The organism is Amycolatopsis sp. DSM 110486 (genome assembly GCF_019468465.1).
In the GTDB taxonomy this organism is placed as follows: domain Bacteria; phylum Actinomycetota; class Actinomycetes; order Mycobacteriales; family Pseudonocardiaceae; genus Amycolatopsis.
The window spans coordinates 6,507,774-6,532,330 of record NZ_CP080519.1; the positions used below are offsets into that span (position 1 = coordinate 6,507,774).

Annotated in this window: 22 protein-coding genes; 15 read left to right on the top strand and 7 right to left on the bottom strand. The window is 71.0% G+C overall.

Going from position 1 to position 24,557, the window contains the following annotated elements; all coding sequences use genetic code 11:
• Window positions 1-123: 123 nt before the first annotated feature.
• Together K1T34_RS31610 and K1T34_RS31615 are read left to right on the top strand one after the other, a co-directional pair.
• Window positions 124-858: an SDR family NAD(P)-dependent oxidoreductase gene (locus tag K1T34_RS31610; RefSeq protein ID WP_220238404.1), complete on the top strand. Its 735-nt coding sequence runs from the start codon at window positions 124-126 to the stop codon at window positions 856-858.
• Window positions 859-882: 24 nt separating this feature from the next.
• The gene (locus K1T34_RS31615) at window positions 883-1,506 is read left to right on the top strand and encodes an NADPH-dependent F420 reductase (RefSeq protein WP_220238405.1); all 624 of its coding nucleotides are present in this window, start codon (window positions 883-885) and stop codon (window positions 1,504-1,506) included.
• 102 nt (window positions 1,507-1,608) lie between these two features.
• Here K1T34_RS31615 and K1T34_RS31620 read toward each other — a convergent pair whose 3' ends face one another.
• Both K1T34_RS31620 and rocD read right to left on the bottom strand, forming a co-directional pair.
• Window positions 1,609-2,964: a DUF2252 domain-containing protein gene (locus tag K1T34_RS31620; RefSeq protein WP_220238406.1), complete on the bottom strand. Its 1,356-nt coding sequence runs from the start codon at window positions 2,962-2,964 to the stop codon at window positions 1,609-1,611.
• Window positions 2,965-3,009: 45 nt separating this feature from the next.
• On the bottom strand, window positions 3,010-4,245 hold the full coding sequence (rocD, locus tag K1T34_RS31625; protein ID WP_220238407.1) for an ornithine--oxo-acid transaminase: 1,236 nt from the start codon (window positions 4,243-4,245) through the stop codon (window positions 3,010-3,012).
• A 144-nt stretch (window positions 4,246-4,389) separates the two neighbouring features.
• On the opposite strand from rocD, the gene K1T34_RS31630 reads away from it, so the two are divergent.
• The 9 genes from K1T34_RS31630 to K1T34_RS31670 all read left to right on the top strand — a co-directional run bounded on the left by K1T34_RS31630 (window position 4,390) and on the right by K1T34_RS31670 (window position 15,513).
• Window positions 4,390-4,722, top strand: a complete 333-nt coding sequence (locus K1T34_RS31630; RefSeq protein WP_220238408.1) for a helix-turn-helix transcriptional regulator — start codon at window positions 4,390-4,392, stop codon at window positions 4,720-4,722.
• Window positions 4,719-5,186: an SRPBCC family protein gene (locus K1T34_RS31635; protein WP_220238409.1), complete on the top strand. Its 468-nt coding sequence runs from the start codon at window positions 4,719-4,721 to the stop codon at window positions 5,184-5,186. The genes K1T34_RS31630 and K1T34_RS31635 overlap by 4 nt, the downstream gene beginning before the upstream one ends.
• A gap of 15 nt (window positions 5,187-5,201) precedes the next feature.
• Entirely contained in the window at window positions 5,202-6,053 is an 852-nt protein-coding gene (locus K1T34_RS31640) for a PPK2 family polyphosphate kinase (protein WP_220238410.1), read from the top strand.
• Window positions 6,054-6,073: 20 nt separating this feature from the next.
• A complete protein-coding gene (locus K1T34_RS31645; RefSeq protein WP_220238411.1) occupies window positions 6,074-8,185 on the top strand; it encodes a S9 family peptidase in 2,112 nt (703 codons plus the stop codon).
• Window positions 8,182-9,135: an LLM class F420-dependent oxidoreductase gene (locus K1T34_RS31650; protein ID WP_220238412.1), complete on the top strand. Its 954-nt coding sequence runs from the start codon at window positions 8,182-8,184 to the stop codon at window positions 9,133-9,135. Before K1T34_RS31645 ends, K1T34_RS31650 begins: the two co-directional genes overlap by 4 nt.
• 525 nt (window positions 9,136-9,660) lie before the next feature.
• A complete protein-coding gene (locus K1T34_RS31655) occupies window positions 9,661-11,106 on the top strand; it encodes an aminotransferase class V-fold PLP-dependent enzyme (protein WP_220238413.1) in 1,446 nt (481 codons plus the stop codon).
• Window positions 11,103-12,413: a lysine N(6)-hydroxylase/L-ornithine N(5)-oxygenase family protein gene (locus K1T34_RS31660; protein ID WP_220238414.1), complete on the top strand. Its 1,311-nt coding sequence runs from the start codon at window positions 11,103-11,105 to the stop codon at window positions 12,411-12,413. Before K1T34_RS31655 ends, K1T34_RS31660 begins: the two co-directional genes overlap by 4 nt.
• A complete protein-coding gene (locus K1T34_RS31665) occupies window positions 12,410-14,203 on the top strand; it encodes an IucA/IucC family siderophore biosynthesis protein (RefSeq protein WP_220238415.1) in 1,794 nt (597 codons plus the stop codon). Before K1T34_RS31660 ends, K1T34_RS31665 begins: the two co-directional genes overlap by 4 nt.
• On the top strand, window positions 14,200-15,513 hold the full coding sequence (locus K1T34_RS31670) for a glutamine synthetase family protein (protein ID WP_220247515.1): 1,314 nt from the start codon (window positions 14,200-14,202) through the stop codon (window positions 15,511-15,513). Before K1T34_RS31665 ends, K1T34_RS31670 begins: the two co-directional genes overlap by 4 nt.
• Before the next feature lie 58 nt (window positions 15,514-15,571).
• Here the strand turns inward: K1T34_RS31670 and K1T34_RS31675 are convergent, their stop codons facing one another.
• The gene (locus K1T34_RS31675; RefSeq protein WP_220238416.1) at window positions 15,572-16,966 is read right to left on the bottom strand and encodes an FAD-binding oxidoreductase; all 1,395 of its coding nucleotides are present in this window, start codon (window positions 16,964-16,966) and stop codon (window positions 15,572-15,574) included.
• A 292-nt stretch (window positions 16,967-17,258) separates the two neighbouring features.
• Here K1T34_RS31675 and K1T34_RS31680 point away from each other — a divergent pair, with 292 nt between their 5' ends.
• On the top strand, window positions 17,259-20,267 hold the full coding sequence (locus tag K1T34_RS31680; RefSeq protein WP_220238417.1) for a BREX system ATP-binding domain-containing protein: 3,009 nt from the start codon (window positions 17,259-17,261) through the stop codon (window positions 20,265-20,267).
• 46 nt (window positions 20,268-20,313) lie between these two features.
• Here the strand turns inward: K1T34_RS31680 and K1T34_RS31685 are convergent, their stop codons facing one another.
• Window positions 20,314-20,523, bottom strand: coding sequence for a hypothetical protein (locus K1T34_RS31685; RefSeq protein WP_220238418.1), 210 nt, complete (start codon window positions 20,521-20,523; stop codon window positions 20,314-20,316).
• A 114-nt stretch (window positions 20,524-20,637) separates the two neighbouring features.
• Window positions 20,638-20,922 (bottom strand): zinc finger protein, encoded by a 285-nt coding sequence (locus tag K1T34_RS31690; RefSeq protein WP_220238419.1) that lies wholly within the window; start codon window positions 20,920-20,922, stop codon window positions 20,638-20,640.
• Between the two features lie 142 nt (window positions 20,923-21,064).
• On the opposite strand from K1T34_RS31690, the gene K1T34_RS31695 reads away from it, so the two are divergent.
• The 3 genes from K1T34_RS31695 (at window position 21,065) to sthA (ending at window position 23,692) form a co-directional block, all read left to right on the top strand.
• A complete protein-coding gene (locus tag K1T34_RS31695) occupies window positions 21,065-21,910 on the top strand; it encodes a helix-turn-helix transcriptional regulator (RefSeq protein WP_220238420.1) in 846 nt (281 codons plus the stop codon).
• Window positions 21,900-22,106, top strand: coding sequence for a DUF397 domain-containing protein (locus tag K1T34_RS31700; RefSeq protein WP_220238421.1), 207 nt, complete (start codon window positions 21,900-21,902; stop codon window positions 22,104-22,106). Before K1T34_RS31695 ends, K1T34_RS31700 begins: the two co-directional genes overlap by 11 nt.
• A 173-nt stretch (window positions 22,107-22,279) precedes the next feature.
• The gene (gene sthA / locus K1T34_RS31705) at window positions 22,280-23,692 is read left to right on the top strand and encodes a Si-specific NAD(P)(+) transhydrogenase (protein ID WP_220238422.1); all 1,413 of its coding nucleotides are present in this window, start codon (window positions 22,280-22,282) and stop codon (window positions 23,690-23,692) included.
• 46 nt (window positions 23,693-23,738) lie between these two features.
• On the opposite strand, the gene K1T34_RS31710 is transcribed toward sthA, so the two are convergent.
• Window positions 23,739-24,068 (bottom strand): hypothetical protein, encoded by a 330-nt coding sequence (locus K1T34_RS31710; protein WP_220238423.1) that lies wholly within the window; start codon window positions 24,066-24,068, stop codon window positions 23,739-23,741.
• A 9-nt stretch (window positions 24,069-24,077) separates the two neighbouring features.
• Complete coding sequence (locus tag K1T34_RS31715) at window positions 24,078-24,515, bottom strand: hypothetical protein (RefSeq protein ID WP_220238424.1); 438 nt, start codon at window positions 24,513-24,515, stop codon at window positions 24,078-24,080.
• Window positions 24,516-24,557: the final 42 nt, after the last annotated feature.

A 24,557-nucleotide genomic window follows, 5' to 3' on the forward strand; every position in this document is an offset into this window, starting at 1 on the left:
CCCAGCGTAGCCCACCTGGGTACCGATCGGTGTGCATAGCTTGCACCCTGCGCGTCGGTTCGATACGTTAAGTACGCAGATCGGTGTACATAACATCGGCAGGGCAAGTGAAATGGAGTGGTTGTGGGAAAGCTCGATGGCAAGGTAGCGGTGATCACCGGCGGATCCACCGGCATGGCACTGGCCGGCGCCAAGCTGTTCGTCGAGCAAGGAGCTCACGTCTTCATCCAGGCTCGGCGGCAGGAAGCATTGGACGACGCCGTCAAGCTGATCGGCCGCAACGTCACCGCCGTGCAGGGTGACGCAGCCGACCTGGACGACCTGGACCGCTTGTACGACACCGTCAAGCGGGAAAAGGGCTCGATCGACGTGTTGTGGGCCAGCGCCGGGACGGGCGAACCCGCCGTCCTCGGCGAGATCACCGAGGAACAGTTCCACCGCGCCTTCTGGCTCAACGCGCGCGGCACCCTGTTCACCGTCCAGAAGGCACTGCCACTGATCAACGACAACGGGTCGATCTTCATGACCGGATCCAACGCCTCACTCGGCGCCTTCCCCGGCTGGAGCCTCTACGCGGGAAGCAAAGCCGTCCAGCAGGCCTGGGCCCGCGTCTGGCTCAACGAACTGCGCGACCGCAAGATTCGGGTCAACGTCCTGACCCCCGGCCAGGTCGCCACCGCCAAACAGGAAGAACTGTTCGACGAGGCCACCAAGGCCGCATTCGAGTCCCTCATCCCCCGCGGAGAGATGGGCCGCCCCGAAGAGATCGCCACCGTCGCCCTGTTCCTCGCCTCCGACGACTCCAGCTACGTCAACGGCCTGGAACTCGTTACCGACGGCGGCGCCACCGCCATCTGACCTACACAGAAGAGAGCACACCTCATGAGCAGCATCACCCTCATCGGTACGGGAAACATGGCCCGTACCATCGGCACGCTCGCGGTAGCGGGCGGCAACACCGTCGAGGTGATCGGCCGCGACGCGGCCAAATCCGCGGCCCTGGCCAAGACACTCGGCGGCGGCGCCACGGCCGGGACATTCGGTGCCGCCCCGGCCGGCGACATCGTCATCCTCGCGGTGCTGTCCGACGGCGCCGTGCCTGTCGTCCGCGAGTTCCGGGACGCGCTGGCCGGCAAGATCATCGTCGACATCACCAACCCCTTCAACGCCACCGGCACCGGGCTGGCCGTCCCCCACAACACCTCCGTCGCCCAAAGCGTGGCCGAGGCCGCGCCCGCGAGCGCCCATGTCGTGAAGGCGTTCAACACCCTTTTCCGCCACGTCCTGGCCCAAGGCGGCCCCGTGGACGTGTTCATGGCCGGCGACGATGTGCAGGCCAAGGCGAGCGTGTCAACGTTCATCGAGAGCCTCGGACTGCGCCCGCGGGACACCGGCGACCTGAGCATGGCCCACTGGGTGGAGGGAGCGGGCGTGTTGACGATGGGCTTGGCCCGCTACGGCGTGGGGAACTTCGACTTCTCCCTCGGCATCAACAACCTCGGCTGAGCTGCCGCCATCCGGCACGCGTATACGCCCACAACCACCACGCCGCCCTCTGCCTCGCCGCGGCCCTCCGCCGGCTCGACACCGGCATTGGCCGGTTCCGCCTCAGCCGGTGAACTCCGCGTGGTCAGCCTCCGTCTGATCGGCGTAACGCAGGGCGTACGCCCCGATCGCCTCGTCCAAGTCCTCGTCGTCGGCGAAATACCCGGCGAGCAGTTGGGGGTGCAGCGAGCGCGTGTGGGCGCGGGCGAGCAGGGCGCCGGCGAGGCGGCCGTAGTCGTCGAGGTGGTTCTCGCGCAGGGCGGCGGGGTCGATGGCGCCCTTGAGGTTGCGGAACTGGCGGACCACGAAGGGGATGCCGTCGATCGTCGTCCAGCCCAGGAGGATGTCGGTCTCGGCCTGGACGAGGCGGGCGCCGTCGACGATGCGGCGGCCTTCGTGGTCGGCGGGGGAGACGCCGAGGTAGGGCGCCAGCGCCGAAGGCTGCGCCTGTTTCACTTGCAGCACCAGGTCTTCGTCCTCGTTGCCGTGCAGCAGCACGACGTAGCTGCGCAGCCCGACGCTGCCCGTGCCGACCACGCGGAACGCGACGTCGGCCACGCGGTAGCGAGACACGAGCGTGCGCCGCGACTCGCGCAGGGTGTCCACATAGGACGCCAGACCGGCCACGACCGAGGCGGCCGTCGTGTCGTCGACGTGGGTGAGCACCGGCGGGTCCTCGACGAACCGGTGGCGCGCCAGGCCGGTCTCGTGGTCGTCGACGTGGCGGGTCCACTTGGCCACCACCTTGGCGCTGGTGTTGCGGCGCGCCTTCTCCTCGGCTTCGGCGAAGTCGTCGATCAGCTCGTCGGCGCGCGCCCGCGACACGGCCGACGCGTCGGGCAGCGCGTTCCACGACTGCAGGAACGGCAGCTGCGCCAGCGCGCGGATCGTGCGCCGGTAGGACTTCACCGCGTCCTCCGCGGCTTCGCGGCAAGCCGCCTCGCCGATCCCGCCCTCACGCCCGGCGAGCACGAGGCTGGCCGACAGCCGTTTGAGGTCCCACTCCCACGGCCCGGGCGCGGTTTCGTCGAAGTCGTTGACGTCCATGACGATCCGGCCCTCGGGCGTGCCGTACAGCCCGAAATTGGCCGCGTGCGCGTCACCGCACAGCTGCGCCGTCAGCCCCGACGACGGCGAACCCGCGAGGTCCGCCGCCATCAATCCGGCCGCCCCGCGGAAGAACGTGAACGGCGACGCCGCCATCCGCTCGCGCCGCAGCTCCACCAGCTCGGGCAGCCGCCCCGAGTTGCTCGCCGCGAAGTACTCCTGCACGCCCGGCCGGCCCGCGCCCTCCGCCGCGTGGTCGTGCGCGTCGACCGGCGCCCGCGCCCGCAGCTGCTTGCCGCGGGCGTACAGCTGCGCCGGGTCGACGTCGTCCGTGCCGACCAGCGGTCGTTCCACCCAGTCCCCTCGTCCCATACCGGACTCAACGAGCGAACCGGGCGAAACGCTCCCGCGAGCGGACTACCCGCGCACCACCTGGGCGATCGCGTCGATGCCACGGTCCAGCTCCTCGCGGCTGATCACCAGCGGGGGAGCGATGCGCAGCGTGTGGTCGTGCGTCTCCTTGCACAGCACGCCCAGCCCGGCGAGCGCCTCGGAAGCAGCCCGGCCCGCAGGGCCGCCCGGAGCGATGTCCACGCCCGCCCACAGACCGCGGCCGCGAACCGTCGACAGGCCGTGGCCGACCAAGGCCGACAGCCGTTCATGCAGGTGCGCGCCGAGTTCGATGGAACGCTGCTGGTACTCCCCGGTCTGCAAAAGCCGCACCACGGCGCGGCCGACGGCGCAGGCCACCGGGTTCCCGCCGAACGTCGAGCCGTGCTCGCCCGGCTTCAGCACACCCAGCACGTCGCGGCTGCCGACCACGGCGGACACGGGCAGGATGCCGCCGCCGAGGGCCTTGCCGAGGGTGTAGACGTCGGCGCGCACGCCCTCGTGGTCCAGGGCCAGCACGGTGCCCGTCCGGGCGAGGCCCGACTGGATCTCGTCGGCGATGAGCAGCACGCCGTTCTCGTCGCAGGCGCGGCGCACGTCGGCGAAGTAGCCGGCCGGCGGCACGATCACGCCGGCCTCGCCCTGCACCGGTTCCAGCAGGACCGCGGCCGTGCGCGGGGTGATGGCGGCGCGCAGGGCGGCCGCGTCGCCGTAGGGGACCGTGACGAAGCCCGGCGTGAACGGGCCGAAGCCGGCGCGCGCGGTCTCGTCGGTGGAGAACGAGACGATCGTGGTGGTGCGGCCGTGGAAGTTCGAGCCGGCGACCACGATCTCGGCCGTGCCGTCGGGCACGCCCTTGACCTGGTGCGCCCACTTGCGCGCCACCTTCACCGCCGACTCCACGGCCTCGGCGCCGGAGTTCATCGGCAGCACCATCTCGGTGCCGGTCAGCTCGGCGAGCTCGCGGCAGAACAGCCCGAGCTGGTCGTGGTGGAACGCGCGCGAGGTCAGCGTGACCCGGCCCAGCTGCTCCACGGCCGCGGCGATCAGGGCGGGGTGGCGGTGGCCGAAGTTCAGGGCGGAGTAACCGGACAGGAAGTCGAGGTAGCGCTTGCCCTCGACGTCGGTCACCGTCGCACCCTCGGCTTCGGTGATCACGACGGGCAGCGGGTGGTAGTTGTGCGTGCTCCACCGCTCGTCGAGCTCGATGAAGCCGTCGGCGGAGGCAGGGATGGCGGTCTCCCGACCGGCGAGCGTTGTCATGCGTTCAGGCTAGATCCAACTGGCGGGGACTTCAGCCGGGAAACGTTGCTTTCACCCGGCGTTCGTTGCGCAGTCAGGCGGTTCGACCGGCGAATCGATGCGTGGCATTGACGGCCGTCATTGGTAAGCTGTAACTTACCGTTCGTGGCGACTTACGGAAGCAACCAGCTCTCCGCCCTCGCCGACCCGTCGCGGCGCGCGATCTTCGAAGCGCTGCGCGACGGGCCGCGCGCGGTGGGGGAGCTGGCCGCGACGTTGCCGATCAGCCGTCCGGCGGTCTCGCAGCACCTGAAGGTGCTCAAGGAGGCGGGCCTGGTCGTCGACCAGGCGGCCGGGACGAAACGGCTGTACCGGCTTCGCCCCGAAGGGATCGCCGCGCTGCGCGCCTACCTCGACGAGATGTGGTCGGACGCGCTGAGTTCGTTCGCGAAGCAAGCTGAAGCCACCGCCCCCAAGCGAGGAAGCGAAGAGCCATGACACTCGAACCGATCCGCAAGACGATCACCGTCGCCTGCTCGCGCGAGCACGCGTTCAAGGTCTACACCGAGGGTTTCGACAGCTGGTGGCCCCGCGAGCACCATCTGGGCGAGGGCTCGCTCGCCGAGGTGGTCCTCGAATCGGGAGAAGGTGGACGCTGGTACGAGCGGCTCACCGACGGGTCCGAGTGCGTCTGGGGTCACGTGCTCGTCTGGGAGCCACCCGGCCGAGTGGTTCTGTCGTGGCAGATCGACGGGGACTGGAAGATCGATCCGGACCCGACACGCGCGAGCGAGATCGAGGTTGTTTTCACCGAGGAGGGGCCCGGGACCACGCGAGTCGAGGTCGAACACCGCGCGTTCGAGCGGCACGGCGCCACCGCCGAGAAGGTCCGCGACGGCGTGAACACCGAGGGTGGCTGGAACGGACTGCTGAAGCTCTTCGCCGCGAAGGCCGCTGCCTGAGGTTATCGTCGCCGGATGGCGAAGAACGACAACGGGACCCGGGTCCGCGACGCGCTCCGTGCCACGGCGGAGCTGCCGGATCCGGGGTCCTCACCCGTCGGGCCGGGCAAGAAGGGCAAGGGCGAGAAGAAACTTGCCACCGCCGGCGAGCGGCTCGACGCCTTGCAGGAGGCGCTGTATGCCGAGGGCACGAGCGGCGGCGGCCGCAGCGTGTTGCTCGTGCTGCAGGGCATGGACACCTCCGGCAAGGGCGGCACCGTCCGGCACGTGCTGGGCCTGGTGAACCCGATGGGCGTGCGCTACAAGGGCTTCAAGGTGCCCACCCCCGCCGAACGCCGCCACGATTTCCTGTGGCGCATCCGCAGGGAGCTGCCGGCGTCGGGCCAGATCGGCGTGTTCGACCGGTCGCACTACGAGGACGTGCTCGTGCCCCGCGTGTCCGGTCTGCTGACCGCGGCCGAACGGCGCAGCCGGATCTCGCAGATCAACGCGTTCGAGGAAGAGGTCGTGGCGGGTGGCACCACGATCGTCAAGGTGTTCCTGCACATCTCGCCCGAGGAGCAGCTGCGCCGGCTCGTCTCGCGGCTGGAACGGCCGGAGAAGATCTGGAAGTTCGCGCCGTCCGACGTCGAGGCCCGCGGCCGCTGGGACGCCTACGCGCAGGCGTACGCCGACCTGCTCGCGCGCACGTCCACCGAGCACGCGCCGTGGTACGTCGTGCCGGCCGACCGCAAGTGGTACCGCAACTGGGCTGTCGCCGAGCTGCTGATCGAGACGATGACGGAGATGGCGCCGCAGTTCCCGGAGCCGCACTTCGACGTCGGCGAGCAGCTGGCGATGCTGAAGGGTGATGGCGTGCCGGCCTGATCGTCTGGAAGAGTGCGGGCGTGACCGACTCTGTTCTCGACGACGTTCCGTTCCTCCGCCGCCAGGCCCGCACGCAGCGCTTCACCCTCGGCGCCCCCAAGCAGTTCCGCGTGGCCCCGGACGGCTCGCGCGTGCTGTTCCTGCGCAGCGAGACGGGCACGGACCCGCGGCACAGCCTGTGGTCGCTCGATCTCGCGAGTGGTGCGGAGTCCAAGCTCGTCGACGCCGCGGAGCTGCTGCCCGGCGAGGAGGACCTGCCGCCGGAGGAGCGGGCGCGGCGCGAGCGCGCGCGGGAGACCGGTGGCGGCGTGGTCGCCTACGGCGTGGACGACGCGTTCACCGTCGTCACCTTCACGTTGTCCGGCAAGCTCTACACGCTCGACTTGGCCACCGGCGCGACCGCGGTGCTCGTCGACGGCTCGGTCGTCGACCCGCGGCCCAATCCGACGGGCACGCACGTCGCCTACGTCCGCGACCGCCGCCTGCGCGTGATCGAGCTGGCCACGGGTACCGACCGCGCACTCGTCGGGGAAGACGGTGACGACATCGCGTGGGGCCTCGCGGAGTTCATCGCCGCCGAGGAGATGGACCGCACGCGCGGCTACTGGTGGGCGCCGGACGGGCAGAGCCTCATCGCCGAGCGCTCCGACCGCGGCCCCGTGCCGCGCTGGACCATCGGCGACCCCGCGAACCCGGACCACCCGGCCAACGTCGTGGCCTACCCGTCGGCGGGCTCGCCCAACGCCGTGGTGTCGCTCGCGGTGCTCGGCCTGGACGGCAGCCGCATCGACGTCGAGCGCGGCGACTGGGAGTACCTGGTCACGGTGCACTGGTCGGCCGGCGGCGCGCCGCTGCTCGCGGTGCAGCCGCGCGACCAGAAGCGTCTCACCGTGCTGGCGCTCGACCCGGCCGACGGCTCCGTGAGCGAGCTGCACACCGAGTCCGACGAGCACTGGGTCGACATCGTCCAGGGCGTGCCGGCGTGGACTTCCGACGGCCGGCTCGTCACCGCCAGCGCGGCTGACGGCGATCACCGGCTCGTGGTGGCGGGGGAGCCCGCCACTCCGCCGGGGACGCAGCTGCGCGCGGTGCTGCACGCGGGCGAGCAGGTGCTCTTCACCGCGTCGGAGGCCGACTCCACGCAGATCCACGTCTACCGCACCGGCTCCGGCGGCGTGCAGCGGCTGTCCACTCAGGACGGCGTGCACGGCGGCTCCGGCAGCGCGGAGTTGACCGTGCTCACGGAGTGGAGCCTCGCGCACAGTGGCCCGGTGGTCACCGTCCTGCGCGACGGCACCGAGGTCGGTCGGATCTCGTCGTCCACTGTGGACCCCGAGATCGACCCGAACCTCAGCTGGCTCACGCTGGGGGAGCGCGGCCTGCGCGCCGCCCTGGTGCTCCCGCGCGGCTACGAACCCAGTGAGGGCAAGCTGCCCGTGCTCCTCGACCCGTACGGCGGCCCGCACGCCCAGCGCGTGCTCCAGAGCCGCAACGCTTTCCTCACCCCGCAGTGGCTCGCCGACCAGGGCTTCGCCGTGCTCGTCACCGACGGCCGCGGCTCGCCCGGCCGCGGCCCGGCCTGGGAGCGGGAGATCGCGGGCAAGCTCGCCGACGTCACCCTCGCCGACCAGGTCGACGCCCTGCACGCCGCCGCGGCCGACCACCCGGAGCTGGACCTCGAACGCGTCGCCATCCGCGGCTGGTCCTACGGCGGTTATCTTTCGGCCCTCGCCGTGCTCCGCCGCCCGGACGTCTTCCACGCCGCCGTCGCCGGCGCGCCCGTCACCGACTGGGCCCTCTACGACACCCACTACACCGAGCGCTACCTGGGCACACCGCAGGACGCCCCCGCGGTCTACGAGCACAACTCCTTGATCGCCGACGCCGGCGAGCTGTCCCGCGCCCTGCTCATCGTCCACGGCCTCGCCGACGACAACGTCTTCCCGGCGCACTCCCTGCGCCTGTCCGGCGCGCTGCTGGCGAAGGGCCGCCCCCACGTCTTCCTTCCGTTGGCCGGGGCGACCCACATGACCCCGCAGGCCGAGGAGGTCGCGGAAAACCTGATGCGCACGCAGGTCGACTGGATCCTGCGTGAGCTCGCCGCCGTCACCGTCGACAAGGAGAACGCATGAACCGGTGGGGCCTGACCATCCCGCTCACGGGGGTGCCGCTGCTCGAGCACCGCGCCCTCGTGGAACAACTGCCCGACCTGGGCTACACCGACGCGTGGACGGCCGAAACCGCCGGCACCGACGCCTTCACCCCGCTGGTGCTGGCTTCGCAGTGGGCCCCGCAGCTACGCCTCGGCACCGCCATCGTGCCCGTGTATACGCGCGGCCCCGGCCTCCTCGCCATGAGCGCCTCGACCCTCGCCGAACTCGCCCCGGGCCGCTTCGTCCTCGGCATCGGCGCCTCCTCCCCGGTCATCGTCGAAGGCTGGAACGGCGCAGAGTTCAAGGACCCCTTCGCCCGCACCCGCGACACCCTGCACTTCCTCCGCAGCGCCCTGGCCGGCGAGAAGGTCACCGAGTCCTACGAGACCTTCTCCGTCAACAAGTTCCGCCTCGAACGCGCCCCCGACCCCGCCCCGTCGGTCATGCTCGCCGCCCTCCGCCCCGGCATGCTCCGCCTAGCCGCGGCGGAAGCGGATGGCGCCATCACCAACTGGCTGGCCGCCACCGACGTCCCCCAGATACGCAAGGTCATCGGCCCCGACGTCGAACTCGCCGCCCGCATCTTCGTCTGCCCCACCGAAGACAAAGACGCCGCCCGCGCCCTGGGCCGCATGATGATCTCCAGCTACCTCACCGTCCCCGTCTACGCCAAATTCCACGACTGGCTGGGCCGCGGCGACGCCCTCGCCCCCATGCACACCGCCTGGGCCGCCGGCGACCGCAAAAAAGCCAACGAAGTCATCCCCGACTCCGTCGTCGACTCCCTGGTCATCCACGGCAGCGTCGACTCCTGCCGCGACCAGATCCAGTCCTATGTGGACAACGGCCTCACTACCCCCATCATCGCCCTCCTCCCCACCGGCAACGACCCCTTCGACCTAGCCAAGGGCCTGGCCCCGAAGCGCTGACCCCCGCACCACCCAAACGCCCCAATGCGGCATCCGTTGCACCCACTGCACCGAGCGCCACATTGGGGCGCTTTTGTCACCCCTCAACCCCCACCCGGCAACGCAACTCGCCCACACCCCAGCTCCCCGCGCTCTTGCCTCTACCCAACCCCCACCCGGCCACGCAACTCACCGCCCCACCCAACCTCCCGCGCTCTTGCCCTCGGCAACTCCCACCCGGCAACGCAACCCACGAACTCCCCAACCCCTCCCCGCATCCTTCCCCCGCCCGGCCCCCCGATCTCTACCGTCGTGACAATCAAAAATCGGGGTGCCCATCTCCGCCCGAAAACCGGCAATGGTGCGCTCCGCGCGCCGAGCCGTCCCCAAACCGCCCTCCGACCCCCCCAATCGGCCGACGCAACAACCCCACCCGCCCCACCATCCTGAACACGCAGGAACACAGAGGACCCACCCCGTCCTCTACCACTGGGTATCCGTATTGTTGCATAGGGTAGGCAAGGTTACCCTAAGAAAGGCGGCTCCATGGGTGGAGATTCAGCGACCTGGCTGGCCGGCGGTCGCGACGGCGCAGCACACCTCACCGAACTCCTCCCCATCGCCGTCCACGGCATGGCAACAGGCATCACCGAACGCAACGGCCCCATCCCCTCCGGCGGCCCCGCCACCGTCGCCGCTTCCCTGGCCGCCTCCGGCGGCACCCAACACCTCCCCAAAACCGGCATCGGCGCCGAACAAGCCCTCCACCACTACTCAACCCTCCTAGCCGCCGGCACCGCCGACCCGTCAGACCCGGCCTGCGCCGCCCACCTCCACTGCCCCCCACTGGCCGTCTCCGTCGCAGCAGACGTAGTAGCCGCAGCCATGAACCCCTCCATGGACTCCTGGGACCAAGCCCCCATGGCCAGCGAACTCGAAGCAGAATTCCTCACCGGCATCGCCCACCTCTGCTTCCCCAACACCCCGACCGCCGACGCAGTAGTCACCTCCGGCGGCACCGAATCCAACCTCCTCGGCCTCCTCCTGGCGAGAGAATCCACGGCAGGAACCATCCGCCCAGTCTGCGGTGCGAACTCCCACCACAGCGTCGCCCGCGCCGCTTGGCTCCTCGGCCTCCCCGCGCCCGTCGTCGTCCGCTGCCAAGACGACCGCATGATCCCCGCCGCCCTCGCAGAAGCCCTGGCCCCCCTCGGCGCCTCCGCCGTAGTGGTCGCCACGGCCGGCACCACCAACACCGGCCGCATCGACCCCCTCGAGGAAATCGCCCGCATCTGCCGCCTCTCCGGCGCCCGCCTCCATGTCGACGCGGCCTACGGCGGTTTGCTCCTCTGCAGCGAATCCCTCGCCCCCCGCGTCGCCGGCCTGGAACTGGCCGACTCCGTCGCCCTCGACATGCACAAGTTCGGCTGGCAACCCGTCGCCGCAGGCCTCTTCGGCGCGAGAAACGCGGCAGATCTCTCCGCACTGACCGTCCGCGCCGAGTACCTCAACGCCGACGACGACACCGAAGCCGGTCTGCCCGACCTGCTCGGCCGCTCGATCCGCACCTCCCGCCGCCCCGACGCGTTCCGCATGGCCGTGACCGTCCGCGCGCTCGGCACCGAAGGCCTCGGCGCCCTCGTCGAACGCTGCTGCGCCACCGCGACCGAGGTCAACGAGCTGGTGGAACGCCACCCGGCGCTGCAGTCGTGGGGCAAACCGGAGCTGTCCACGGTTGTCTTCCGCCCGCGCGGCGCCGACGACGACCTCGTCGCCCGCGTCCGCCGCACACTGCTGGAAGCCGGCACGGCCGTGATCGGCCGCGGCGCCCTGCCGACCGGCCCGGACGGCGCCTCGCAGCTGTGGCTCAAGCTCACTCTGCTGCACCCGCACACCACCGCCGAGGACTACGTCGCCCTCCTCGACCAGGTCGTCGCCACGGCCGCGGCCGAGCGCGCAGTGACCGCACCGCAAAGCCCGGTCGCCTCGTGAAGCGCTTCGACCTCGCGGGCGTGGGGATCGGGCCGTTCAACCTGTCGCTCGCCGCACTGGCCGACCCGCTCGACCAGCTCGACGTGGTGCTCTTCGACGCGCGCCCGGAGTTCCGCTGGCACCCCGGGCTGCTGGTCGACGGCGCGACGCTGCAGGTCCCGTTCCTCGCCGACCTCGTGTCGCTCGTCGACCCCACCAGCCGGCACTCGTTCCTCAACTACCTGCGCGAACGCGGCCGCCTGCTGCCGTTCTACTTCGCCGAGCGCTTCCACCCGCCGCGCGCGGAGTACGACGACTACGGCCGCTGGGCCGCCGCCCGCCTGACCGCGTGCCGCTTCGGCCACGAGGTCACCGGCCTTCGCTGGGTGGCGGCGGAAGAGGCGTTCGAGCTGAGCGTGTCGGGCACTGAGCCGGTGCTGGCGTCGTCGGTCGTGCTCGGCGTCGGGACCCGGCCGAGCGTGCCTGAGCCGTTGCGGGACCTCGTCGCGGCGCCGGACGTGCTCGCGCTGCATTCGGCCGACTACCTCACCCACCGCGCCGAGCTGCTGGCCGCGGAGACGGTGACCGTGGTCGGGTCGGGACAGTCGGGCGCGGAGGTGTTCCTCGACCTGCTGCGCTCGCGGTCCACTGTGGACGGCCTGCGCTGGCTCGCGCGCACGCCCGCGTTCGCCCCGATGGAGTATTCGAAGCTGGGGCTGGAGCAGTTCACGCCGGACTACACGGCCTACTTCCACGGCCTGCCCGCGGCGGCACGCGACCGGCTGCTGCCGTCGCAATGGCAGCTGTACAAGGGGATCGACACGGAGACCATCGCCGCGATCCACGACGAGCTCTACCGCCGCAGCATCAGCGGCGGCTGGCCCGGCGCGGCGCTCACGCCGGGCGTCGAGGTCGTCTCGGCCACGGCCGGCGAAGGCGGGATCGAGCTGGGCCTGCGCCACGCCGAGCAGGGGAGCGCCGCCACGCACCGCACGGCGGCCCTCGTCTCCGCGACCGGTTACGCGGAAACGCCGACGGCTCCGTTGCTCCGGGAGCTCGACGTGCGCCGCGACGACCGCGGCCGCCTCGTCGTCGGCGCCGACCACCGCCTGGAGCTGGGCGGCGGCGTCACCGGCGCGGTGTTCGTGCAGAACGCCGAGCGCCACACCCACGGCCCCGGCGCACCCGACCTCGGCCTCGGCGCCTGGCGCGCCGCGGCGATCCTCAACGCGGTGTGCGGAAAGGCCGTCTACGACCTGCCCGACCGCACCGCGTTCACCACGTTCGGCCTGAACAACACAGGATCAGAAACCACGGAGGAGCAGTGACCCTGACCGATGCCGCCGCCTGGCGGGCCGCGGGCTCGCTCGTGACGCACAAGATGCTCGGCGAGCTGTCCTACGAGGCGATGCTGCGCCCGCGGCCCGGCGAACCGACCCGCGACGGCCACCGCACCTGGCTGCTCGACCTCCCCGGCGACGTCTCGTACCGCTTCGAGGCCCGCCGCGGCGCGTTCGAGTCGTGGACGGTCCTGCCGGGCAGCGCCGTCCGGCTCGCCGACGGCGCCGAAACGCCCGCCGACGACCCGCGCACCCTGGTCGTCGACGCGCGGGAGACCCTGGGCCTCACCGGGTTGCGCCTGGCCGACGTGCTCGCCGAGCTCACCGCCACCGTCACCAACGAGGCCGCCCGCCTGCGCCGCGCCCCGACCGCCGCCGAACTGACCACAATGGACTACAACCTCGCCGACGGTCACCTCACCGGCCACCCGCGGCTCGTGCTGAACAAGGGCCGCGTGGGGTTCTCCGCGCCTGACCGCGCCCGCTACGCGCCGGAGGCGGGCGAGGACGTCCGCCTGCGCTGGTACGCCGTGCACCGCGACCTGGCGCAGTTCCGCTCCGGCGCCGACCTCGACGCCGCCGCGCTGCTCCACCAGGAACTGGACGACGCCCAGCGTGAGGAGTTCACCACGCGGGTCGCCGCCGTCGGCGACCCGGCCGACTACGTGTGGGTGCCCGTGCACCCGTGGCAGGCCGACGAGATCCTCGGCACGCTGTACTCCGCAGAGCTGGCCACCGGGCGGATGATCGAGCTGGGGGAGAGCGCCGACGCCTACCGGCCGCACCAGACGGTGCGCACGTTCGCCAACCGCAGCTGCCCCGATCGCCACGACGTGAAAACCGCTGTGTCCGTGCGCAACACGCTGGTCTACCGCGGCCTGAACTCCGCGGCGACGCTGGCCGGGCCGTCGGTCACCGAATGGCTGCGGCGCGTCGACGCGGCCGACCCGCTGCTGTCGGAGAAGTACCGGTTCGCGCTGCTGGGCGAAGTGGCGAGCGTGTCCGTGCGCCACCCGCTGTTCGGCGCGCTCGAAGAGCTGCCCTACCGCTTCCACGAGACGCTCGGCGCGCTCTGGCGCGAGCCGCTCGTCGCGACGCTGGCCGAGGGCGAGCGCGCGATCTCGTTCGCCGCCTTGCCCTACCGCGACGCTTCGGGTGAGGCCGTGCTCACGCGGCTGATCACCCAGGCCGGCGACGGCGCCGAAGTGTGGCTGTCGTGGCTGTTCGACCTGCTGCTCACGCCGCTGCTGCAGTGGCTGCTGCGCTACGGCGTCGGGTTCTGCCCCCACGGCCAGAACCTCATCCTCGTCGTCGACGCCGACAGCCGGCCCGTGCGCGTGGCCATCAAGGACTTCGCCCAGGGCGTGGACCTGATGGACGAGGACCTGCCGTGTTACGCCGACCTCCCGCCCGAGGCCGACGCCGACATGCTCCGCTGGCCCGCCCACCTGCTCGCGCAGTCGCTGTTCAGCTCCGTGTTCTCCGGCCAGCTGCGGTTCTGGGCGGAGGTCCTGCTCGACGACGTCGGCCTGGCGCGCGGCGACTTCTGGGCCCTGGTGCGCGAGGTCGTCGGCCGCTACCGCGACGAGAACCCCGACGTGGCCGAGCGCTTCGACGCGTGCCGGCTGTTCGCGCCGGACGTGGAGCGGGTCACGCTCAACCGCGAGCACTTCGCCGGGCAGGGCTTCGACAAGGTGGAGCGCGACGACGAGTTCGACGTCCGCTGGGGCCGGGTGCCGAACCCGTTGCACGCGCCGGATCCGGACGGCGCGTGGTGACGCCGTTCGACCGGCCCGTCGGCGCGCGCTCGCTCACCGTGCGCGCGGAGGCGGGCTCGGCCGCGGCGGCCGTGCTGCGGCACGTGCTGGCCGAGGAGGGCACGCGGCTGGTGCTGCTCGTGCCCGACCCGCACGCGCGGTTCGCAGCGGTGGAGCTGGAGGCGCCGTTCGCCGCGTCGGTGCTCGACGACGGCTACGGCGTGTGCAGCTACGTCTTCGCCTGGACCCCGGAGCGGGAACCGTTGCCGGACAACGGTTCCCTGAGCGCCTACCTCGGCGGGTTCGGCGACCTGCGCATGCGCGCAGACGCCGCGACGGCCGTGCCGCTGGGCGATCGCACTTGGGCCGTGGTGTGCGACGCCGAACTGCCCTCGGGCGAACCGGCGGGCCTCGCGCCGCGCACGGTGCTGCGGACGCAGCTGGCCGCGCTCGAGGAGTTCGGTCTGGTGCCGTCGGTGGGAATCGAGCACGAGGTCGTGTTCCGCGACGACTCCGGCACCCCGCTGACCGGCCACGGTGTGGACTACGCGGTGGGCGGCACCGAACGCCTGGCCCCGCTCTTGGCCGACCTGCGCTCGGCCGCCTCGGTCCTGGGCGTGGAGTCCGCCCGCGCCGAATGCCACCCCGGCCAGTACGAGGTGGTGCTGCGCCACCGTGACGCGCTCACCGCGTGCGACGACGCCCTGCTGCTCCAGCTGCTCACCCGCCGCGTCGCGACCCGGCACAACGCGAGCGCCGACTACCTTGCCGCTCCGGAGACCGGCCAGGGCAACTCGTGTCACGTCCACCTGTCACTGTCGACCCCGGACGGCCCCGCGGGCTTCCCGTTCGGCCTCGGCGCTTTCCTCGCGGGCGTGCTTCGCGACGCGCGGGCGCTCACCGCCGTGTGGGCGCCGACGTGGAACAGCTATGTCCGCCTGCGCACCGCGTCGTTCTCCCCGCGCGTGCTGCGCTGGGGCCTGGACGACCGCACCGCCGCCGTCCGGCTCTGCGGCACCTCCGCGTCGCCGCGGCTGGAGTTCCGCTTCGCCGGCGCCGATGCCCAGCCGCACCTCGTCGTGGCCGCCCTGGTGGCGGCCGGTAACGCCGGCGTCGCCGACGGCCTGACGCCCCCGGACCCGGGCACGGTCGTGGGCGAACTCGCCCCGACGCCGTGGGAAGCGCTGGCGGAGCTGGAAAAGGGCCGCGTGAGCGAGCTGCTGGGGGAGGACGTCTCCACCCAGCAGCTCGCCTTGCTGCGTCAGGAACTCCACGCCGGGCTGGACGCCGTCACCGACTTCCAGCGCCGTCGCGGCTCCCTCCGTTCCTGACCGCCCAGTGCTGCGGTGCGGCCCCGACCGCCGCGCCGCAGCCACCCGGCCGGGCCGCTCACGAACCGGACGGCCGGATGTTCTGGTTGATGTGGAACAGGTTCTCCGGGTCGTACCGGTTCTTGACCTGCGCCAGCCGCTCGTAGTTGTCGCGGTAGGCGGCCTTCACGCGGTCGTCGCCCTCTTCCATCATGAAGTTGACGTACGCGCCGCCGGCCGAGGTCGGGTGCAACTCGGTCCAGTAGTCCTTCGTCCAGCGCGTGATCTTCTCCCGATTGTCGGGCGAGGGGTCGACGCCCACGATCACGCCGGACCAGCCACCGTCGCGGTAGGGGAACGCCGTGGCGTCGGCGGCGACACGGGCGGCGGCGCCGTCGATCGGGTACATGTGCATGGTGGAGTGCATGGTCGGCAGGGCCTCGCCGAAGCGGCGGTGGATGGCGATGGCCTCGTCGGAGATCTCCGTGGTGACGTCGGCACGCCAGTACCACTGCAGACCCGTCGGGTAGAGCGCGTCAAACGCACTCTGCAGCGCCGTGAAGGGCATCGGCTGCAGACCCACCAGCAGCGGCGAGCCGAAGGAGCGCACCGGCTCGAGGACCTCGTCGGCCCGCGCGTGTGAACCCGTGTAGCACCACACGATGGCGCAGGCCTTGCGGTTCCACAGCTCCTCGGGGAACGGCGGGGCCGGTGGGATGGTGATCAGGCCGAACCAGCCGCTGAGCTCCTCGGGCAGCGACGGCAGCAGCTCGCGGTACCAGCGCAGCACGTCTTCGGTGTCGTCCAGCGAGTACAGCACCGGGCCGCCGATGATCGTGCCGTGTTCGCCGATGTCGTGGCAGCGGAAGGTGAACGACGTGACGACTCCGAAGTTCCCGCCGCCTCCGCGCAGGGCCCAGAACAGGTCCGGGTGCGACTTCTCGCTGGCGTGCACGAAGCTGCCGTCGGCGAGCACGACGTCCGCGGAGAGCAGGTTGTCCACGGTCAGCCCGAAGCGCCGGGCCAGGTACCCGATCCCGCCGCCGAGGGTGAGCCCGCCGACGCCGGTCGAGCCGATGATCCCCGACGGGGTGGCCATGCCGAAGGCCACGGTCGCGTGGTCGACGTCGCCCCAGGTGCACCCGGCGTCGACGCGCACGGTGTGCGTCTCGGGGTCCACGGTCGTGCTGCGCAGCGCGGAAAGGTCGATCACCAGTGCGTCGTCGGCGATGCCGAGCCCGCCGGCGTTGTGCCCGCCGCCGCGCACGGCGAGGTCGATCCGGTTCTCCCGCGCGAAATTCACACACGTGACGACGTCCGCGGCATCCGCGCACCGGGCGATGGCGGCCGGGTGCTTGTCGATCATCCCGTTGTAGACGGCGCGCGCCTGGTCGTAGCCGTCGTCGCCGCGCGTCACGAGCTCGCCCCTCAGCGCGAGTGCCAGCTCGGGGAACGGTGCGGTGATGGTGGTCATGCGGTTTCTCCCTGATGTGGAACGGCCTCCCGGTCGGGCTGCCTGCCCCACCGAAGTTAGGCACGGGGCGTTCGCGCAGCGTTCGGGTTCGCCGAGGGGCCCGTTCGCGGCGTTCGGGGCGACGAGTTTTTTGCCGGTACCGGGGAACGGCTGCCGATCTTTTTGGCGGTCCACAAGGACTTCTCAACGACGCGCACCGCAGGCTGGCGAGCCGACCTGGCGCGGGAGTCATCCGGTGTGCCCACCGTCGGCGTGCGCCCGACTACCGTGCCTGGGCAGGAGGCACCCCGGGATGCTCTACGTGTCGCTGCTGGGCGAGCAGTCGGTCACCCACGGTGCGACCGGGCCGGCGGTGACCCGGTCGCCGCGGGCGATCGCGCTCGTCGGCTACCTGGTGACCCACGCGGGGCTGCCGCAGCCGAGGCAGCGGATCGCGTCGCTGTTCTGGCCCGATTCCTCCGATGCGCAGGCCCGCACGAACCTGCGCCGCGAGCTGCACCACCTGCGCCAGGTCCTCGGCGAGGACTCGGCTCTGCTCGCGACCGCGACGGATCTGTCCTGGCAGGACACTCCCCGCTGCCGCGTCGACGTGCGCGTGTTCGACGCCGAACGCCGAGCTGCCCTGGCCGCCGGCGAAGACGAGGAAGTCCGCGCCCACGCGGGCGCCGCGCTATCCGAGTACCGCGGCGAGCTGATGCCCGGTCTCGACGACGAGTGGCTCTTCGAACCCCGCAACGAGCTGGAACAACAGTGCGTGGCGCTGTGCGACCTGCTCGGCGACGCCCAGCGCCGCCTGGGTGACCTCGCGGGCGCCGCCGAGACGGCCCGCCGCCGCATCCGCCTGCGGCCGTTGGAGGAGCTGGGCTACCGCACGCTCATGGAGCTGCAGGCCGACCTCGGCGACCGCGCCGGGGCCGTGAGCACCTACCACCAGTGCGCGTCGGTGCTCGAACGCGAGCTGGGCGTGGTGCCCGACCGCGCCACGCAGGCGGCCTTGCGGCGGCTCCTGGCCGATGCCGTGCCCAGCCGCGAATCCCTGCTCGTCGGCCGCACCCGCGAGTTCACGCAGCTGCGGGAACGGTGGCAGCAAGCCGCGCGCGGACAGCCGTCGGTGGCGCTCGTGCGGGGCGACGCCGGCGTCGGCAAGACGCGGCTCGTGGTCGAGCTGGCCCGGCTCGCGCGCAGCCAAGGCGCGGTGGTGGCAGGGACGCAGTGCTTCGGGACGTCGGGCCGCCTCGCGCTGGCACCGGTGGCGGACTGGCTGCGCAACCCCGTGCTCCAGCCGTCTTTGGCGACGCTCGCGCCGGTGTGGCGCGCCGAAGTGGATCGGCTCGTCCCGGCCGGCAAGGACAGCGGACCGGCCCCCGTTGTGCGCACAGTGCGCGCGGTGGCCGACGCGTGGCAGCGGCACCGCTTCTTCGAAGGCCTCGCCCGCGCCCTCACCGGCGCCGGCCGGCCGACGTTGCTCGTGCTCGACAACGCGCAGTGGTGCGATCAGGAAACCCTGGCGTTCCTGCTCTTCTGCCTCGGTCTCGAACCGCGCGCGCCGCTGCTGCTCGCCGCGACGCAGCGGTCGGATCACGGCGACGGCACCCTGGCCGGCTGGACCGAACGCCTGCGCGCCACCGGCCGGCTGTCCGAAGTGGATCTGAGCCCGCTCGACGTCGACGACACCGCGCGCCTGGCCGAATCCGTCTCCGGCCTCCTGCCCACGGGCGACGAGCTCACCCTTCTGCACGTCGCGACCGGCGGCTTCCCGCTGTCCGTGGTGGAGGCGTTGCGCTCCGGCGGCCCGCCCGGAGACCTCGACGCCGTGCTCACCGAACGCCTGCGACAGCCGACCCCGGACGCCCGCGAGATCGCGGGCCTGGCCGCCGCCGTCGGCCGCGATTTCACGCTCGACCTGCTCACCGAGGCCAGCGACCTCGACGCCGAAGCCGTGGTGCGCGCCGTCGACGAGTTGTGGCGGCTGCGGATCCTGCGCGACTTCCGCGACGGCTACGACTTCTCCCACGACCTGCTCCGCGACGCCGCCTACCGGCAGGTGACCCGCGCGCGGCGTTGGTTGCTGCACCGCCGGCTCGCCCAGAGCCTCGAACTGCTGCACCCCGGCGACACCAGTTCGGTCTCCGCGCAGCTGGCCGAGCAGTACGCCCGCGGCGGCCGCCCCGATCGTGCGGTCGAGTTCTACCGCCGGGCCGCCGAGCTCGCGGCCGGCACCTTCGCCCACGGCGAGGCGATCCGGCTGCTGCGCGAAGCCCTGTCGCTGCTCGCCGGCGCCCCCGCCGGCCCCGAGACCGACCGTCGTGAGCTGGCGGTGCTCGAAGCCCTTTCCGGACCCCTCAACGCCCGGCTCGGCTACGCGTCCCCCGACCTCCAGCGGGCCCTCGAACGCTCGATTGTGCTCGCGGAACGCCTGGGGCAGCAGGATTCCACGCTCGTCGCCTTGGTCGGGCTGTGGACGTCGCGGTTCGTGCAAGGCCGCACCGCCCGTGCGCACGAGGCCGCGAAACGCGCGCTTGAACTCGTCGACGACGACCGCACAAAAGACGAGCTCAACGGCTCCGCGCACTTCGCGTTCGCCGGCTCGTCGGTGAGCCTCGGCCGGCCAGGGGAGGCGCTGCGCCACTTCGACCTCGCCGCCCGCCTCACGCGCGGCGCGCCGTCGCTGCCCATCGGCACGCGGCCCGAGGTGCACAGCCCGGCCTGGGCCGCGCACGCGCATTGGCTGCTGGGGCACGAGGACGAAGCGCTCCGCAGCAGCCGTGAAGCCGTGAGCCTGGCGCGCACGAAGACGCACCCGTACAGCCTCGCCGTGGCCCTCGCGTACGCCGGCATCACCCACCAGATGCGCGGCGACCTCGACGAGGTGAAGGAACGCTCGGCCGAGCTGCGCGAGCTCTGCGACCGCTACGGCTTCGCCTACTACCGCGAATGGGGCCTCGTCCTGGGCGGCTGGGTGCGCGGCGACGCCGACGGCCTCGCCGACATCCGCCGCGGCGTCGCCAACCTCAAGGCCGAGGGCTCGCTCGCCCGCATGCCCTACTGGCTCGCACTGCAAGCCGACCTGCTGGCCCGCCACGACCGCCCCGGCCCGGCCCGCGCCGCCCTCGACGCGGCCCTCGTCGTCGGCCAAGCCCGTGACGACCTCTGGTGGCTCCCCGAGGTGTTGCGGCTGCGCTCCGCCTACGACGGGCGCGAGCAGGGCCGGATCCGCCTGAAGACGGCGGTGGAGCTGGCTGCCGCGCAGGGGAGTACGACGCTTCGGCTGCGTTGTGAACGGGACCTCGACCGGTATTGAGAACGGTCTTTCGAGAAGGCCCCGGCGGGTCCTCGTGCGGGATCCGTCAGGCGGGTCGCTCAGGTTCACTGACCCGCTCGTGGACGAACACCCGGCACTTCTCCAGCGCGTCCTGGAGCCTCTGCGCTCGCTCCAGCACGAGTTCGAGCTCCAGGACCGTCGGCACCGTGGTTTCCCTGAGCCGCCACACGATTCCGGACATCTTCAGCGACAGCCCCCACGTGACCGCGTCGGCCGCGTCGACCAGCTCCTGCAACGCTCGACGCTCACCGGCCGGAAGCCCCGGCCGATGTGCAGGACTGTCCCCGGACGTGGGGGCCCTGCCGCCACCCGACGTGGCGGCAGGGGTCTGGGCGTGAGCAGTCACGGCTCAGCACTTCACCTTCGGCCGCTGACGGTCCTCGTAGTCCTCCAGCACCAACGGCTCCGCGTTTTCGCGCGACGCCAGCGGGATCCCCAGGGCTTTCCGGATCTTGTAGTCGCACCCCGCGCACGTCGGATCGAGCCACGGCTTGTCCGGCGTGTGCACATCCGCCTCGCCGACCTCCAGCCGGTAGCCGCACAGCGTCTTGAACGTCGCGCCGAGGTCCAGCACCCCGCGATGCACGGCCTGCCTGGCGTGCCGCTTTCCCGCTGCCTGCTGCCACACGTACACGAAGCCCTCCCCGGCTGATCAGCTGCAGGCCATCGTTGCATGCAGCAAAGCAAGGATGCGATGCATGCATCGGTTGCGCAACCCTCACGCAGGCCGCGATCGGGTGAATAACCGACTACTCTCAGCCGCTACTATCTGCTGCATGGCCAGCAACATGCCCACGCCGCGATCGCGCGAGTTCGGTTCGATCCTGCGCAATGCCGCCCAAGCGAAGGGGTATTCGACCAGGCACCTCGGGACCCTGATCCGGCGCAACGGCTCGCATGTCTCGCGCTACTTCCAGGGATTGCTCATCCCCTCGGAAGCCGAGACTGGCGCGATCTGCGTGCACCTCGGCATCGAAGGCGAGGCTCTCGAGGCCCTGCTGCAGATTCGGCTGGAAGCCGCCGACCCCAACTGGGTCACCGGGGTCAACCGGCAGCTCGCCGTGCTGAGTGAATACGAAGCTGCGGCATCGCTGATCTTCACTGCGCAGGCGCAGCGCATTCCCGGGTTGCTTCAGGCTCGGACCTACGCTGAAACCTTGATGCGCGCAACGGGTGACACCGAGGAGCAGGTCAAGGCCGGTGCTGACTTTCGCATGGGCCGGCAGGAGAAGATGCTCGCCTCGAAGGTCGAAGCCACTTTCGTCATCGGCGAGTACGCGCTGCGCTACCCGGAGTGCGACGACACAGCGTGGACCGAGCAGTTGCGGTTCCTGATCGAAGTTGCGCAGCTGCCCCAGATCTCGATTCAGATCGTTCCCATGGCCGCGCTGTACACGCCGCTTCGCGATGGTGGGTTCGTGTTGATCGAGGGTGCCGAACCTGGCGCCGATGTGGTTTACCTGGAGCAGTATGCGAGTAGTTCCACATTGACTGCGGATCAGTACATCCGTGGGTACAAGGAAGCGGCGGAACAGCTCCGCCGTGATGCGATGAGTCCTGACGATTCGGTCAGGCTGATCGGCGAGTTGATCGAGGAGGTGGAGACAAGAGATGACAAGTGACTTCCACTGGCGGAAGTCGTCGTTCTCAGGGAACGCGCAGCAAGAATGCGTTGAGGTCGGGTTCCCTGTGGCGGGTCCGCTCGATGAGGTGGCTGTCCGGGACTCCAAGGATCCCGAAGGGGGCCACTTCGCGCTCTCGCCGGCCGGCTGGCGAGGGTTCCTGGCGAAGCTGACCCAGAACGCGTCCGTCCGCTAGTCGCACCAGGTGAGCAGCGGTGCCCCAGCTTCCCGACGATGCTGGGGCACCGCTGTTTTCGCCACCGGATCTTGGGCCGTTCGGGTCGGCCGCGCGCGAACACAGCGTTAATGCGGCGTGGCGGGCGCGGGCCAGGGCTTGCGGCGCGGGGAGTGAGTGCGGAGGCTCACACGGTGAGCGAACACGACTACGACCTGATCGTCATCGGCTCGGGCCCGGGTGGGCAGAAGGCCGCCATCGCGGCCGCGAAGCTGGGGAAGAAGGTGGCGGTCGTCGATCGCCACGACATGGTGGGCGGGGTGTGCGTCAACACCGGCACCATTCCGTCCAAGACACTGCGCGAGGCGGTCCTCTACCTGACGGGGATGAACCAGCGCGAGCTCTACGGCGCGAGCTATCGCGTGAAGCAGGACATCACCATCGCCGACCTCATGGCGCGCACCCAGCACGTGGTGGGGCGCGAGGTCCAGGTGGTCCGGGCCCAGCTGCTGCGCAACCACATCGACCTCGTGCCGGGCACGGGGTCGTTCGCCGATCCGCACACGGTGCTCGTCGAGGGCAAGCACGTCGGCGACCGGCGCACGGTGTCGGGCGACAACATCGTGATCGCCACGGGCACGCGGCCCGCGCGCCCCGCGAACGTCGACTTCGACGCCGCGCGCGTGCTCGACTCCGACGAGATCCTGCGGCTCGAGGCGATCCCGTCGTCGCTCGTGGTGGTGGGGGCGGGGGTGATCGGGATCGAGTACGCGTCGATGTTCGCCGCGCTCGGCTCGCGCGTGACAGTGGTCGAGCAGCGCGACCAGATGCTCGACTTCTGCGACCCGGAGATCGTGGAGTCGCTGAAGTTCCAGCTCCGCGACCTCGGCGTCACGTTCCGGTTCGGGGAGAAGGTGGCGAACGTCGCGGTCTCGGACGAGACGACCGTGACCACGCTCGTCAGCGGCAAGCGCATCCCGGCCGACGGCGTGATGTACTCCGCCGGCCGCCAGGGCATGACCCATGAGCTCGCCCTGGAGAACGCCGGCCTGCTGGCCGACCAGCGCGGGCGCCTGTCGGTCGACGAGCACTACCGCACCGAGGTGGAGCACATCTACGCCGTCGGCGACGTCATCGGCTTCCCCGCACTCGCCGCCACCTCGATGGACCAGGGCCGGCTCGCCGCGTACCACGCGTTCGGCGAACCCGCGAACGGCCTCGGCGCCCTGCAGCCCATCGGCATCTACACGATTCCGGAGATCTCCTACGTCGGCGCCACCGAGGCCCAGCTGACGTCGTCCTCGGTGCCGTACGAGGTCGGCATCTCCCGCTACCGCGAGCTCGCGCGCGGCCAGATCACCGGCGACAGCTACGGCATGCTGAAACTCCTGGTGTCCACAGTGGACCGCAAACTGCTGGGCGTCCACGTCTTCGGCACGGGCGCCACGGATCTCGTCCACATCGGCCAGGCCGTCATGGGCTGTGGCGGCACCGTCGACTACCTGGTGGACGCGGTGTTCAACTACCCGACGCTCTCGGAGGCGTACAAGGTCGCGGCCCTGGACGCGACGAACAAGATCCGGGCGCTGGACCGGTTCCCGATCTGAGGTCTTGGGGGGTTTGCGGGCGCCGCCGGGTTTCTCCCGGCGGCGCTCACCGCCGAGGTGACCAGCTCAGTGAAGCCTTGCGCGACGGGTTGCTGCTCGGATCCGTGCCGACGAGAAGGATGTGCACGTCCGAGCTCGGCGAGCCGGCCGGCTGTCGTTGGCAGGCATAGACAACTGCTTTGCTGTCGACTGGTTTGTGGTGGCCCGCCCACTCGAGGGCTTCGGTGGCCTCGCAGTTCGTCAGCTCGTACTCGGCCAGACTCCATTGTTCACCGCTGCCGGGCTCGGCAACCCTTGTCCAAAACTCGATCAAGTAGACCGGCGACTCGACAGTCACGACGTTCCCCGAGCCGTGGTAGCCCTCGGATACCTTCATCGGATGATCCTAGGCTCCGCAGGAAAGCGTCGCCTGTGGGCTGTCGACCGTGGCGGCCTGGGGGATGCCGTGCCATACCGCGCTCACCGTCGCCCGTCCGAACCACGTGGTCGTTGTGGTGTCAGAGCAGCTGAAACCGATTCGCCTGTTTTCGACTGACACTTGGCCGACATTGGTGGAAGTCGGCCCATCGCCGCGAGCGGTCGGGCTTCCGTCGGCGATGGCGAACATCTGCCCGGTCAGCGAGATCGTGTCCATGGGTTCAGAGCAGGTGAATTTCGGCTTGAACCCGACGACCTTCTTCGCCCCGGAGGTTCTCAGGTAGGTATTGCCCGTTTGCAGCTCACAGTGTGGAGCGGGCGCGGCGGTGGAAACGGTTGCCGGCGCGGGGCTCAGCGAAAAGAGTAGCGCCACAGCGGAGAACGTCTCTTTGATCATGAAACTCACGTTGATGATCTTGGTGGCATTCGGGTCTCAGTCTGCCGAGAT

Coding starts and splice junctions, on each gene's coding strand:
- K1T34_RS31635 (WP_220238409.1), top strand. CDS start 4,719: ATGACACTCGAACCGATCCGCAAGACGATCACCGTCGCCTGCTCGCGC.
- K1T34_RS31710 (WP_220238423.1), bottom strand. CDS start 24,068: ATGAAGGTATCCGAGGGCTACCACGGCTCGGGGAACGTCGTGACTGTC.
- K1T34_RS31700 (WP_220238421.1), top strand. CDS start 21,900: ATGACAAGTGACTTCCACTGGCGGAAGTCGTCGTTCTCAGGGAACGCG.
- K1T34_RS31640 (WP_220238410.1), top strand. CDS start 5,202: ATGGCGAAGAACGACAACGGGACCCGGGTCCGCGACGCGCTCCGTGCC.
- K1T34_RS31650 (WP_220238412.1), top strand. CDS start 8,182: ATGAACCGGTGGGGCCTGACCATCCCGCTCACGGGGGTGCCGCTGCTC.
- K1T34_RS31615 (WP_220238405.1), top strand. CDS start 883: ATGAGCAGCATCACCCTCATCGGTACGGGAAACATGGCCCGTACCATC.
- K1T34_RS31695 (WP_220238420.1), top strand. CDS start 21,065: ATGGCCAGCAACATGCCCACGCCGCGATCGCGCGAGTTCGGTTCGATC.
- K1T34_RS31675 (WP_220238416.1), bottom strand. CDS start 16,966: ATGACCACCATCACCGCACCGTTCCCCGAGCTGGCACTCGCGCTGAGG.
- K1T34_RS31680 (WP_220238417.1), top strand. CDS start 17,259: ATGCTCTACGTGTCGCTGCTGGGCGAGCAGTCGGTCACCCACGGTGCG.
- K1T34_RS31655 (WP_220238413.1), top strand. CDS start 9,661: ATGGGTGGAGATTCAGCGACCTGGCTGGCCGGCGGTCGCGACGGCGCA.
- K1T34_RS31620 (WP_220238406.1), bottom strand. CDS start 2,964: ATGGGACGAGGGGACTGGGTGGAACGACCGCTGGTCGGCACGGACGAC.
- rocD (WP_220238407.1), bottom strand. CDS start 4,245: ATGACAACGCTCGCCGGTCGGGAGACCGCCATCCCTGCCTCCGCCGAC.